Origin of the sequence: Anaerorudis cellulosivorans (genome assembly GCF_025943985.1) — a bacterium.
Classification (GTDB): Bacteria; Bacteroidota; Bacteroidia; order Bacteroidales; family Dysgonomonadaceae; genus Anaerorudis; species Anaerorudis cellulosivorans.
Genome location: NZ_JAPCWE010000009.1, coordinates 1 through 12,505 on the forward strand (window position 1 = coordinate 1; position 12,505 = coordinate 12,505).

The 12,505-nt window shown below is 45.2% G+C and carries 9 protein-coding genes; 6 read left to right on the top strand and 3 right to left on the bottom strand.

Translation table 11 applies throughout. The features are described from left to right. Nucleotides 1–104: 104 nt before the first annotated feature. The gene (locus tag OLM34_RS06430; protein ID WP_264406023.1) at nt 105–905 is read right to left on the bottom strand and encodes a type IV toxin-antitoxin system AbiEi family antitoxin domain-containing protein; all 801 of its coding nucleotides are present in this window, start codon (nt 903–905) and stop codon (nt 105–107) included. 291 nt (nt 906–1,196) lie between these two features. Here OLM34_RS06430 and OLM34_RS06435 point away from each other — a divergent pair, with 291 nt between their 5' ends. The 6 genes from OLM34_RS06435 to OLM34_RS06460 all read left to right on the top strand — a co-directional run bounded on the left by OLM34_RS06435 (nt 1,197) and on the right by OLM34_RS06460 (nt 7,263). Beyond that, nucleotides 1,197–2,174 carry a lytic transglycosylase domain-containing protein gene (locus OLM34_RS06435; protein ID WP_264406024.1) on the top strand — a complete coding sequence of 326 codons (978 nt, stop codon included), beginning with the start codon at nt 1,197–1,199 and terminating at the stop codon, nt 2,172–2,174. 76 nt (nt 2,175–2,250) lie between these two features. Continuing rightward, a complete protein-coding gene (uvrA, locus tag OLM34_RS06440; protein WP_264406025.1) occupies nt 2,251–5,082 on the top strand; it encodes an excinuclease ABC subunit UvrA in 2,832 nt (943 codons plus the stop codon). 133 nt (nt 5,083–5,215) lie between these two features. Then, nucleotides 5,216–5,716: a thiol peroxidase gene (gene tpx / locus OLM34_RS06445; RefSeq protein WP_264406027.1), complete on the top strand. Its 501-nt coding sequence runs from the start codon at nt 5,216–5,218 to the stop codon at nt 5,714–5,716. 151 nt (nt 5,717–5,867) lie between these two features. Further along, nucleotides 5,868–6,263 (top strand): DUF6249 domain-containing protein, encoded by a 396-nt coding sequence (locus OLM34_RS06450; RefSeq protein ID WP_264406029.1) that lies wholly within the window; start codon nt 5,868–5,870, stop codon nt 6,261–6,263. Between the two features lie 9 nt (nt 6,264–6,272). After that, nucleotides 6,273–6,860, top strand: coding sequence for an RNA polymerase sigma factor (locus OLM34_RS06455; RefSeq protein ID WP_264406031.1), 588 nt, complete (start codon nt 6,273–6,275; stop codon nt 6,858–6,860). Further along, nucleotides 6,850–7,263 (top strand): hypothetical protein, encoded by a 414-nt coding sequence (locus OLM34_RS06460; RefSeq protein WP_264406032.1) that lies wholly within the window; start codon nt 6,850–6,852, stop codon nt 7,261–7,263. Before OLM34_RS06455 ends, OLM34_RS06460 begins: the two co-directional genes overlap by 11 nt. Nucleotides 7,264–7,313: 50 nt before the next feature. On the opposite strand, the gene OLM34_RS06465 is transcribed toward OLM34_RS06460, so the two are convergent. After that, entirely contained in the window at nt 7,314–9,389 is a 2,076-nt protein-coding gene (locus OLM34_RS06465) for a tetratricopeptide repeat protein (protein ID WP_264406033.1), read from the bottom strand. Nucleotides 9,390–9,513: 124 nt separating this feature from the next. Further along, nucleotides 9,514–12,498, bottom strand: a complete 2,985-nt coding sequence (locus tag OLM34_RS06470; RefSeq protein ID WP_264406035.1) for an SPOR domain-containing protein — start codon at nt 12,496–12,498, stop codon at nt 9,514–9,516. Nucleotides 12,499–12,505 lie beyond the last annotated feature (7 nt).

Below are 12,505 nucleotides of genomic sequence, written 5' to 3' on the forward strand. Positions count from 1 at the left end.
TCGTACGCTATTTGAAGGGAAACGCAAAAGTAACCAATTCAAATCGTGTACAAGAAATTCAGGACGCATATTATTAAATATAAAATATTTACAAACAATAAACATTATTTTAACGGGACACTAGTGACTTTCCACCTATTGTCTGCTTCTCCTTTCTTCTCTTTTTTTGTGGAGAGCGGAATCGGGAAATAATTTCGTTGTGCCAATATCTTCCATAAACTATCTGCCAATTTCTGCTGCTTAAGTTCGGTCTCTAAAATGTACCCCAACCGTTGAATGGAAGCTGTGTTACTATATTGTCCGGCTATTTTGGTAAGATTTACGACTTTCATTTTTTCAACCAACTCTTGCAGAATCGTAACGATTTGGTTTGTTGTGAATCTATGGCTATATGAAAATAGATCCAACGCTGTTAATTCCGGTAGAGAAACGTTTATGTATCCCGCGTTAGTTTTTTGTTTTGCTATCCCGTCCTGTATCCAGTCGCTTTTAGACAAGAAAGTGATCTTGAGCTTTTTATTGGTAATGCTCCTCGGTGCCGGTGTTTCCGTTATGACAGTGTATTCCATCGGTTGCTGGTGTGCTGCGCCGAACATTGCAGCTGCCGAAAGTAGTGAAACATAATAGGGCTTGTTTAATGAGTTCATTAAATCGTCAATAAATAGCGAAGGAGGCAACATTCCCTGTTGAGAATATTCGGGCGGAATAATAACATAAAACCCTTGGCGAACTTGGGCGATTTTGTTTTTTGATTTTAACCTGTATAGGCTTTGCTTTAATGCCCGATAGGATATGTCAAATTCTTTCTGCAATTCCTCCAACGTGAAAGAATAACGTCCTTTTGAACGGATATTGTCTAAATATCGTTCTATATAATTGTAATATGTTTGTTTTTGAGTATTCATATTTTATTTGCAAAAGGATACGAAAAATATATCCATTTGCAAATGTAATCTATTTTTATGAAATAACATTTAGTTCATGACTAAAATTTTAATCTGTCAAGTTTCATCATGCCGTTAATGTTTTTCTCGTTGTGAAGTGAAGCGTAACCAAACGAAACTATGAGAAAAAGAGCATCCGAATGAAAACTTGACAATAAACAATTCGATTAGTTTTGTACTTGCCGATTGACTCTGCGACAAATTTTTTATGTATATTTGATTCTTCAAAAAGAAAATATACGCGAAACAGAAATGAAAAAATCTACTCTCCTTGTCTGGATGCATGTGTTTCTCATTGTTGTCGTGATTGCCTCGGTTTGGTTGATAGCGGGAAATGATGTAGAGAAAGCGGCAGTCGAGAAACCCTACGTGCTTTCCATGACGGCTTCGGTGGATATCCCGGATGAGATGACTTTTGCCGGGGAAAAAATCGTTTTCGACCGGTACGATTTGCGGGAGCGCATGGACAGGGAACTGAACAGTTTTACTTATTTTCATTCCACTACGCTTTTGCTTTTCAAGCGGGCAAACCGCATTTTCCCCATTATCGAACCTATTCTCAAACGTGAGGGTATTCCCGACGATATGAAATACCTTGCGGTGATAGAGAGCAGTCTCGATCATCGGGCGACTTCTCCCGCACGTGCGGTCGGCCTTTGGCAATTTATTGCAAGCACGGCCAAGCTTAACGGGTTGGAAGTTTCTTCCGAAGTGGACGAGCGGTATCATATCGAAAAATCGACCGAGGCTGCGTGTCGTTATCTAAGTAATGCTCGTCGCGAATACGGATCATGGACGGCAGCTGCATTATCGTATAACGGAGGGAGGGCGAGGATTGCCAACGAATTGCGTAATCAGCAGGTTGAAAATGCGCTGGATATGTGGCTTGTGGACGAAACCATGCGGTATTATTTCCGTATGTTGGCTATCAAGCTTGTTTTTGAGAATCCGCGCAGGTATGGATTTGTCATCCGTCCACATCAGTTATATAAACCCATGGAATTTAAGGAGGTGCGGATATCGGGGCAAATCCCCGATTTGGTTGCTTTTGCCCGGGAAAACGGCATTACGTACGCACAACTGAAAGACTTCAACTCGTGGTTACGCAGCGACAAACTCACCAACAAAACAGGAAAAACATATACCCTTCTTATCCCGACCCGCGAAAGCCTTTACTACAAAAAAGGAGAAAAAATAAAGGTCCACGATAAACGCTGGGTTACAGAGTAAGCCGGGTTGTAGAATAGAAGTAGAGGAGAATTGAATAAAGATGAACATTTTAGGTTATTCTGCGTTTTAACAGGTTATGAATGAGGAAACAGAGTACATTAATGTATACGGTGCCCGTGTACATAATCTTAAAAATATAGACGTAAAAATTCCGCGCGATGCGCTTACGGTGATCACCGGCTTGAGCGGGAGCGGAAAATCGTCATTGGCTTTCGACACCCTTTATGCCGAAGGTCAGCGTCGCTATATCGAAACCTTTTCGGCGTATGCGCGGGGTTTTTTGGGAAAGATCGAGCGTCCCGATGTGGACAAGATTACGGGACTGAGTCCGGTAATTGCCATCGAGCAAAAGACGACGGGCAAAAATCCGCGCTCAACCGTGGGTACTGCTACGGAAGTATATGATTTTCTTCGCCTGCTTTTTGCGCGTGCAGGAGAAGCCTATTCGTACCTCACTGGTGAGAAAATGGTGAAATATACCGAAGAGCAGATTCTTGAGCTGATTTTGCAAAAGTATGCCCAAAAGAAAATCTATATTCTGGCACCTGTGGTTCGCAATCGTAAAGGGCATTACAAGGAGCTTTTCGAGCAGATTCGCAAGAAGGGTTACCTTCATGTGCGGGTCGATGGCGAGATTAAGGAGATTCTTCCCGGTATGCGGGTAGACCGATACAAGAATCACGATATCGAAATACTGATCGATAAACTGGTGGTTTCCGACAAATTTGCCGATCAGTTGAGAGCCAGTGTCCGCACGGCAATGAAGCAAGGACAGGGACTGATACTGATTCAGGATGTCGAAACCGGTGAAGTGCGCTATTACAGCCGGCAATTGATGTGTCCCACTACCGGATTGTCGTACAGCGAGCCTGCACCGCACAATTTTTCGTTCAACTCGCCTCAAGGCGCTTGTCCACGCTGCAAGGGCTTGGGAACGGTGGACCGGATCGATATGGAAAAAGTGATTCCCAACCCCGATTTGAGCATTGCTGCAGGAGGAATCGTACCGTTGGGGAAGGAACGAAGCAGCTTGATTTTCTGGCAAATTGCGGCCATTTGCGAGAAATACGGGGTTACCCTGAAAACGCCCATCAAGGATATTCCGCAAGAAGCCATCGATGAAATTATGTATGGCACGAACGAACGGTTGAAAATCAAAAATGAAGCGTTGGGCTATTCCAACTATTTGGTTACCTACGAAGGGGTTGCAAAATATATCGAGATGCAACAGGACGATGATGCCTCGGCAACGGCACAGAAATGGGCAGGACAGTTTATTACCACATCTGTTTGTCCGGAATGTCACGGACAGCGATTGAACAAGGAGGCGCTGCATTACCGGATAAACGGGAAAAACATTGCCGAACTTGCCGAAATGGACATCCGCCGGCTGTATGATTGGATGGACGATTTGGATCATCACCTGCCGGATAAGCAACGCATCATTGCCGGGGAAATCCGTAAAGAAATTCTGTCGCGCTTGCAGTTTCTGTTGGATGTCGGATTGGGCTACCTGTCGCTTTCCCGCGCTTCGGCCTCGCTTTCAGGTGGTGAGAGTCAGCGCATACGGTTGGCAACGCAGCTCGGTTCGCAACTGGTAAATGTCTTGTATATTTTGGATGAACCCAGCATCGGACTCCATCAGCGCGACAATCACCGGCTCATCGATTCGTTGAAAAAACTCCGTGATTCCGGTAATTCGATTATTGTGGTGGAACACGATAAGGATATGATGCTTGCTTCGGATTATATTGTGGATATGGGACCCTTTGCAGGTCGTAAGGGTGGAGAAGTGGTATTTGAGGGAACGCCCAAAGAAATGATTACCAAAAATACCCTTACCGCAAATTATCTGAACGGGAAGCTGAAAATTGCCGTACCCGAAAAACGTCGAAAAGGGAACGGAAAAGAATTGATTATTGAAGGGGCGACCGGCAATAACCTCAAAAATGTGACCGTGAAATTTCCGTTGGGAACATTCATTTGCGTAACCGGCGTTTCGGGAAGCGGCAAATCGACCCTCATCAACGAAACGTTGCAACCTATTTTGAGCCAAAAGCTTTACCGTTCGCTCAACGATCCGTTGCCCTACAAAGCGGTTTATGGAACAGAACATGTGGATAAAGTGGTAACCGTGGATCAATCACCTATCGGGCGTACGCCGCGTTCAAATCCGGCAACCTATACCGGGGTTTTCAACGATATTCGTGCCTTGTTTGCCGAGATGCCCGAAGCAAAAGTGAGGGGATACAAACCCGGCCGCTTCTCGTTCAATGTGAAGGGTGGGCGTTGCGAAGCGTGTGGCGGCAACGGATACAAAACCATCGAGATGAATTTTCTGCCCGATGTGATGGTGCCCTGCGAAGTATGTCACGGAAAGCGGTATAACCGCGAAACATTGGAAGTGCGGTTCAAAGGAAAATCCATTGCCGATGTGCTGGATATGACCATTAATGCGGCAGTGGAGTTTTTCGAAAATGTTCCTGCCGTGCTTCGCAAAATTGAAGTGTTACAGGAGGTGGGGTTGGGTTATATCAAACTCGGACAGTCTTCTACGATGTTGTCGGGAGGAGAAAGTCAGCGGGTGAAACTGGCTGCCGAGCTTGCCCGTATCGACACGGGCAACACGCTTTATGTACTCGACGAACCTACCACAGGTTTGCATTTCGAGGATATCCGGGTGTTGTTGTCGGTACTCAACAAGTTGGTCGACAAAGGCAATACCGTGGTTGTCATTGAGCATAACCTCGATGTGATCAAATGTGCCGATTATATTATCGATCTGGGACCCGAAGGCGGAGAGAAGGGAGGATACATTATGGTTACAGGTACTCCCGAACAAATTTGCAAAAACTCCGAAAGTTACACGGCACGATATCTCCGTGAAGAATTGCGTTTACCGTCCTGAAAAAGTTAAAAATGAGAATTTGATGAACATTTATTCGTCCTTTTCGTTTATTTGACAGTAACGTTCCATAGGATATAAAGTAGAATAATTATAAATTAGGAACGGGAATCGGAATAAAAAATAGTTGAGCAATATGGCAAACATAACATTTAAAGGACAACCTATCCATACTTGCGGTGAGCTACCGAAAGTAGGCGAAGAAGCTCCTGATTTTACGTTGGTGAAGTCCGATTTATCGGAAGCAAAGCTATCCGATTTCAGAGGTAAATATGTGGTATTAAATATCTTTCCGAGTTTGGATACCGGGGTATGTGCTGCATCGGTTCGCCGTTTCAACAAGGAAGCTGCAGCGTTGAAAAATACGGTTGTTTTATGCATTTCGGCCGATCTTCCTTTTGCGGCAGGACGATTCTGCACTACCGAAGGTATCGAAAATGTTATTACGTTGTCCACGTTTCGTAATCCGTCATTTGGCGAACAATATGGACTTACGATAGTCGATGGCCCCATGAAAGGATTATTGGCACGTGCCGTAATCGTGGTAAATCCGGAAGGTAAAATCGTATATAAGGAACTGGTTCCTGAGATTGCACAGGAGCCGGATTATAATTCTGCAATCAACTCGATAGTGTAGTTTGTTTCATGAAGATTGTGTTAACAGGGAAAGTCTGCGAAGGGATTCGCGGACTTTTCGCTTTTTTACCTTATTATTGTAACCAAATGCAGGGGGTGATAGTCTTATGAGCGACATGAGAATAAGTAAAACCCTTTAAAATTTAAAGAAAATGATGGAAGATGTTTTAATTCCGATTGTAGCCATTATTTCTATCTTTGCGTTGCCCGTTGTAACAGCATTGGTATTGATTTTGCGAAAACTTAATGCAGATCATAACGAACGGATGGCCTTGATCAATCAGGGAATTATCCCGCCAAACGAACCCAAAAAGAAAACCAATCCCAACCGGATGGTTTCCCTTCGTAACGGCATCATTCTCGCGGCATTGGGTATCGGCATTATCGTCGGTTTCCTTTGTTCGCAATATCTTGTTATCGGGGATGAGAACAAATTTTGGATTACGTCGGCATCGATTGTGTCTTTCCTGGGAGTAGGCTATCTCGTTTATTTCCTGGTTACCCGCAACATGCCGAGGGAAGGCGAAGAGGATCAACCCGGGGAATAATTTTCTGCGATGGATGAACTATTGTGTGTTCAGCAAGTGCTTTCCGGCAATACTTCCGCATTCGCTTATTTCGTAGAAACCTATCAGGATATGGCTATGACCATTGCTTTGAGGATTTGCGGCAATAGGCAGGATGCGGAGGATATTGTGCAGGAAAGCTATCTGAAAGCATTTCGTAATCTGCATAGTTTCCGTAGCGACAGTAAATTTTCTACCTGGCTTTACCGCATCGTGTATAATACGGCTGTAACCCATACTCATGCAAGGATGTGGACAACCGATTACGGGAAAGAAGCCGAGGATGTACCTGCGTTGTCGGATGATAATCCGGAATTGCAAATGGAAGAGGCCGAGAAAAAAGAGATGGTTTCGGAAATTCTGGATCAGATGACAAAGGGTGATGCATTGCTGCTCACCTTATATTATATGGAAGACCATTCGGTGAAGGAGGTGGCAAAAATCACGGGACTGAATGAATCGAACGTAAAAGTAAAACTTTTTCGTGCCCGAAAAGCGTTTAAAGAAAAGTTGTTCAATTATTTGCAGTATGACCGTAAAGGATGTTGCGAAGAAACAGAAATGAAAAATGGAAGATAAAAATAAAAAAAACAAGTTGCTGGAGGATGAGCTGATGCGCGAACTTGTTCGTTACGGCAAAACATCGGCACCCGAAAATCTGGAATACCGCATCATGCAGCAGATTCAGACAGAACAAGCACTCAAGCGCGGGCAGGAATATGTTCCCCCAAAAAAGAAGGAGAATATATGGGGTGAATTTAAAACGATTTTCGGTATCATGTATGCCGTATTGGCTGCTATTGCAGCTGGAGCCTTCTTCATTAGCGGGAAGGATTTCTTATTATCCTCCCAATTTTGGAACACCGTTATTGTGGTGGCTTCCGTTTTCAGTATTTTTTGGATGATTACCCGTTTGGACAGTTATTTACGCGGGAAAAAAGAAAAAAAGCTTCTTCCGAAAAGAGATAAAGCGGGAGAATAGGATGTTTCTCCTGACCGTTCATCGTTGAACACACGGCATGGCAAAAACAGTTATTGCATCCGTTTGATGATGCTGTACGATTCTACGATACCCAATTCGCCTGCTTTACGCAAATCGTCGAGTCCCGCCGTCGATTCACCGATGGAAAGCCGCGCCAGCCCGCGATTGAAATAAGCTTCGGCAAAATTGGGCTCGCGCTTGATGGCTTCGGTATAATCGTCGATAGCTGCCCGGTAATCTTTTTCTATCGTATAAATCTCTGCCCGGTTGTAATAGGCATAGAAAAAGTCGGGGTCGAGTTGGAGTATTTTTTCGTAATCCTTGAGGATGGCGTCATAACCGATGATTTCCTTAGAAACCTCAGGTACCTTTGGCAGGTTTTGACCTGTAAATTTTTCGTTGCGCGAAGGAAGTTTTATTTTCAACGGGGAATCGCTGCCTTTAAATCCCTCCGGTTGTTGCGCCATTGCGTCCACTTCCATTTGTTTGCTTCGGATCACGGCACGGGCAAAATAAGCTATCGTCATGTCGGGTTTCAGCGAAATCGTTGTGTTGATATCCTGCAACGCGTTGGCATAATCCTGCACCAGCATGTAATCCAATCCCCGGCCGAAATACAGCATAGCTTTATTCGGCTCATTATCGATCTGCTTCGAATAGTTGTTGATGGAGCGAAAATGGGTTTGAATCTGCAATTCGTTTAATCCTGCCTCATTGTTGGTAATTCTCAGTTTCCATGCCAATCCCGATTCATGGTTTGCCTTATCCAGTTCCTTCAGGAAATAAACAGGACGTTGCACTTCATAAGGCTTTTCGTAGTAAGTGAGCACAAATTTGGGCTGAAGCTCAACCCGTGCATTGATGTTTTGCACCTTACCTCTGCTTCTGTTCCGATAATTGGTCTTCTGTTCCGTTTCTTTGTCGGCAACCACCAGCATGTTGAACTTTTCGATATCGTTGTCCGTTGTTTCACGGGTTTCTTTAGGTTGGGTGTCTTTGTCGAGTTTTGCAGGATTGGTTTCGTTCTCCGATTTTTTACCGAATTCCGCCTCTTCGTTTCTTGCCAGATAGAAATCTTTTTCCGCACCCGCCAAATCGCCCATCTTGCGTTTCAACTCCGACCGCATGTAGTAGCCCTGAAAGAAATCGGGATGTTCCCTGAGCACCACATTCAAATCGGCCAGTGCCCCCTCGTAGTTGTTGATCTCGTTGTTGAGCAATGCCCTGTTGAGATAGGCAATGGTATTGCCGGGTTCCAGTTCGAGCACTTTGTCGAAATCTTCGATAGCGCGGTTGTTATCGCCCACTTGCGCACGCAACAGTCCACGGTTGAATCTGGCTATCAGGTTGTTGGCATCCATTTCGAGCACCCTGTCGTAGTCGGCCATTGCTCCGCGCAGATCGTTCAGGCTGTATTTCACCAACCCGCGGTTAATGTAATTTCCTTCGAAATAGGGATCCAGTCGTATGGCTTCGTCCAAATCGGCAAGCGCTTTGTTGTACTCTTTCAATTGATAATGCAGTAGTCCTCTTGCTGCAAACGATTGCGAAGTATAGGGATCGATTTCGATGGCTTTGTCGTAATCGGCAAGGGCAAGGGTGGTGTCTTTTTGTTCGAGATGCATTTGTGCGCGAGCCAGGTAGCCGGGAACATAGTCGGGAAACAAATGAATCAATTCGTCGAAATATTTTCCGGCTTCCTTATATTGTTTCATTTGCATTTGCACAATCCCCATATTCACCAGTGTCAGTTTGTCTTCCGGGAAAAACTCGAGACTTCTCGCGTAATCTTCCGCTGCTTCGGCAAATTTTTCCTGGTTCTGACGTGCAGCGGCACGCAGTTGATATGCCGCCATCCAATACGGATTGCGTTCGAGGCACAGTGTGCAGTCGTCTTCTGCCCCCTTGAAATCGTCGAGCATAAACTTGGCCAATCCCCGGTAATAATAGGGGTCGGCCAGGTAGGGCTTGGCACTGATTACCTGGTTGAAATATTGTATGGCGAGAACATAATCTTCAAAATAAAGGGCATTTCGCCCTATCATCATCACCCTGTCGGTATTCACTTGAGCCGGAAGCGACAGAGAACACAATAAAATCAGAAAAGCAAGTATGTTTTTTTTCATTGATTGCAAATTGTCTTTCCTTCAAAAAAATAACCTTGTTTTATTTTTCAAAGATACAAAACGTATTCGTTTAATAGATAATTTTCAGGCAGATTAGTTTAAAATGCTCGACCTTTTTTTAATTTCAGTCGGTCGGATTCTCCTGCTTTTTCTCTTTTTTGATAACCGGGAAACTGTCGATGCCTTCTGTCCATAGCGATTTTCTAAACCGATCCACTGCGGCACGATCGGCAAATTTTCCCATACGCACTTTATACAGCTTGTTTTCGTAGTCGATCCAAACAGGCAATCCAAAGCGGTATTTCAGCATTTCAGCAAATTGTTCGGCATAGGTCCTGTTTTGGAAAGATCCCAATTGAAGCGAATAAAACTCCTCTTCCACGACTTCTTTGACATTTGTTGTTGGAGATATCGGCTGTTGTTGTGAGGCAGTTGTTTTTTCAGCTTCTTTTGTTTTTTCGGCTTCTTTGAGTGTTCCTTTTTCGATTTCCGTTTTTTCCAACGGTTTTTCCACAACCAATTGCAGGTCGTCCACGATATCGCCCAACACATCGGGTTCGATTTCAAAAGGCACTTCGGCAACAGAAGCCTTCATGCCGAGTTTGTTCAATTGTGTCGAATCGACCCGGGCATAGTATTTACCCGGCGACAGGCCGAGATAGGTAAAACTGCCATCGTAGTCGGTAATGGTCGAGGCTCTCTTTTCTCCTTTTTCGGTATAAAAATTCACTACCATTCGTTCGAGGCCTTTACGGGCGGTTCCTTCTTTTATGAAAACCCATCCGTTCACTTCTCCCATCGGCAGTATAGGCACATCGATCCGTTGAAATTGATTGGGACTCGCAAAAAGGCGAAGATTTTTATGTGCAATGCGATACGAAATCTGTTCCAGGCTTTTATCGTTGAGCGTCAGAAGATAGTCGGTATACGGTTCGAGTCCCACAATACGGATGAGCGAATCCTTGCTGCCTTGAATGATTCTTCCGCCCGTCATTCTCACGGCAAGACCCGATGCCAAGGGTTCGTTGCTGTCTTTTGTGCCGTTATGGTCGATATCGATAAAAGGAGCAATGGTCAACCCTGCCGTACCAACCGAAGGGCGGTTGTCGGCATGCGCATATCCGTTGCCGCTGCCGAAGGCGAAACTTCCCTGTGCTCCCTGCGTTGTCATGAAATCGTTGTTGGACAGGCGGGTCGACAAATTGACTTGTGAGAACGGCAGGGTCCACCGAAAAGAAAGGGTAGCGGCGCGATAATCCGATTGAAAATTGTTTTCCCCCGCAAAGGACAGATATCCCTGTCGACCAATGCGTTTTTCGATTTCAGCTCTCAATGTGTTCACCTTTTTGTCTGTAAAGCTCACCTGGCTTTGCAGTCGCGAGGTCACCCCTTTCCACATGGGCAGCCCGATTCCCAAATTGCCGTAGACGTAGGGACTTTCGCCGTTCATCCAGTTGGCATAGGCGCTTATGTTGGCATTAACCCTTTTGATATAAGACGAAAAGGTGAGATTGGCCGTGTTGTAGGTGAAGGTTTTGTAAACATTTTGCCGGAACGACAGACGCGAGAAAGCCGTAAATTTAGGCAGACGTATGGGTAACGAAAGGGTCGCCTGTCTTTCTTCCCGATAGCTGACCAGAATGGCTTTTTGTTCCGGGTCATAGTGGGTATAATTCAGCTCAAACGACAGTCCCGACGGGAGCCGGTAATTTGCCAGCACATTTGTCCGTACCCCTTTGGCATATTCGGCGTTGAGGAGCAGATTCCCGAAAGGGGATATCGAGGCGTTTAGGAAAGGAATTTCTTCATTTCCGGTAAGGGATGACAGGTATTCCATGCCGCCGCCTACCGTGATATAGCGGTTGATACCGTATTTGGTTTCGGCTTTGCCAAAGCGCGATCGCTCCTTGTCGAGTACGACACCATAGCTCACGTTGTATTCCCATTCGCCTTTGGGTAAAAAATTAAAGGGAATGTTCAGGTATTGCCGTTGAATGCGTTCTTCGCCGTAAGGTCCGTAAAACTTGAGCATCACTTCCGACGAACCGTAAACCAGCGGAACATTGAAGCTGTAGAATCCCGTTGCGTCGGCCGTCTGATAATCCACGATTACGTTGTTCACGTAAAGCTCCACGGTCCAACCCGGTTCGGTGTGATCGGCAATGGTGTATTCGCCAAACGAACGGCGATAACGTGTTGAAGCGTTGGTGACACTGATTCCCGAAACGGGATCGTAAATCGATGAGATAGATGACGGAGCAATTCTGCCTGCTCGTACCTGGCGGACGGCTTTTTTCTCGTTATCGACCCACCGCCAGTAATAGTTTATGCTGCGATTATTCAATTTGGTGAGCGATGAGTAATACCATTGCAGGTTGGTTTCGCCTCCCAATAGTTCGGCTCCGGTTTTTAACCACAATTGGGTATTGTTTTTACTTGCCGTGTTTTGAGTCGCGTTGAGTGCCCAGTCCACCATGCCGAAGCGCCAGAGGTTGTGCTTCTGATTTAAGGTGGTATCGGCCTTTATTTGTCCTTTCAGTTGATCGATGTTTTTCCGATATTGTTGAAGCTTCATCTCGCGGATAACCGGCAGTTCGAAGTCGGGTTTTACGGTTATCGTGAGACTCCTGAAATCGAATTGGCAATGCAAACCGAATATTTCACCGAAAAGCCGGTGATCCATATACAGTTTGTTTCCCGTGTTGATCAATTGGCCGTCTTCGACGGGAAAATCTCTTTCGCCCAAAAATACCTTCTTGTTGCGGTTGTCGATCAGGTAGCAGTTTTCTTCTTTTGCTATAAATCCGCTAATGGAGTCGAGCGATGCCGCGGGTTCAGCTTTTATTTGCAGGAACCGGAAAAATTCCGTGACAGGCAGCAGAAGCCGCCCCGATTCGTATTCGTACAGCGGATTGAGCGTGACGCCTCCCAAGCGTTCTACCCGCACGTTCACGGGGATTTCTTCCCTTTCGCTCTCTTGTGCATATATTTTCAAGGGGTTCGTGATGAATAATGTAAACAACAGAAATCGGGATAACCGGATGTAAAAGTCGAATTTTTTTAATGTGAATTCACCATTAGGCAAGAAGGTGATGGGGTTTTGGTTCATCAAAACA

Coding starts and splice junctions, on each gene's coding strand:
- OLM34_RS06430 (WP_264406023.1), bottom strand. CDS start 905: ATGAATACTCAAAAACAAACATATTACAATTATATAGAACGATATTTA.
- OLM34_RS06435 (WP_264406024.1), top strand. CDS start 1,197: ATGAAAAAATCTACTCTCCTTGTCTGGATGCATGTGTTTCTCATTGTT.
- uvrA (WP_264406025.1), top strand. CDS start 2,251: ATGAATGAGGAAACAGAGTACATTAATGTATACGGTGCCCGTGTACAT.
- tpx (WP_264406027.1), top strand. CDS start 5,216: ATGGCAAACATAACATTTAAAGGACAACCTATCCATACTTGCGGTGAG.
- OLM34_RS06450 (WP_264406029.1), top strand. CDS start 5,868: ATGATGGAAGATGTTTTAATTCCGATTGTAGCCATTATTTCTATCTTT.
- OLM34_RS06455 (WP_264406031.1), top strand. CDS start 6,273: ATGGATGAACTATTGTGTGTTCAGCAAGTGCTTTCCGGCAATACTTCC.
- OLM34_RS06460 (WP_264406032.1), top strand. CDS start 6,850: ATGGAAGATAAAAATAAAAAAAACAAGTTGCTGGAGGATGAGCTGATG.
- OLM34_RS06465 (WP_264406033.1), bottom strand. CDS start 9,389: ATGAAAAAAAACATACTTGCTTTTCTGATTTTATTGTGTTCTCTGTCG.
- OLM34_RS06470 (WP_264406035.1), bottom strand. CDS start 12,498: ATGAACCAAAACCCCATCACCTTCTTGCCTAATGGTGAATTCACATTA.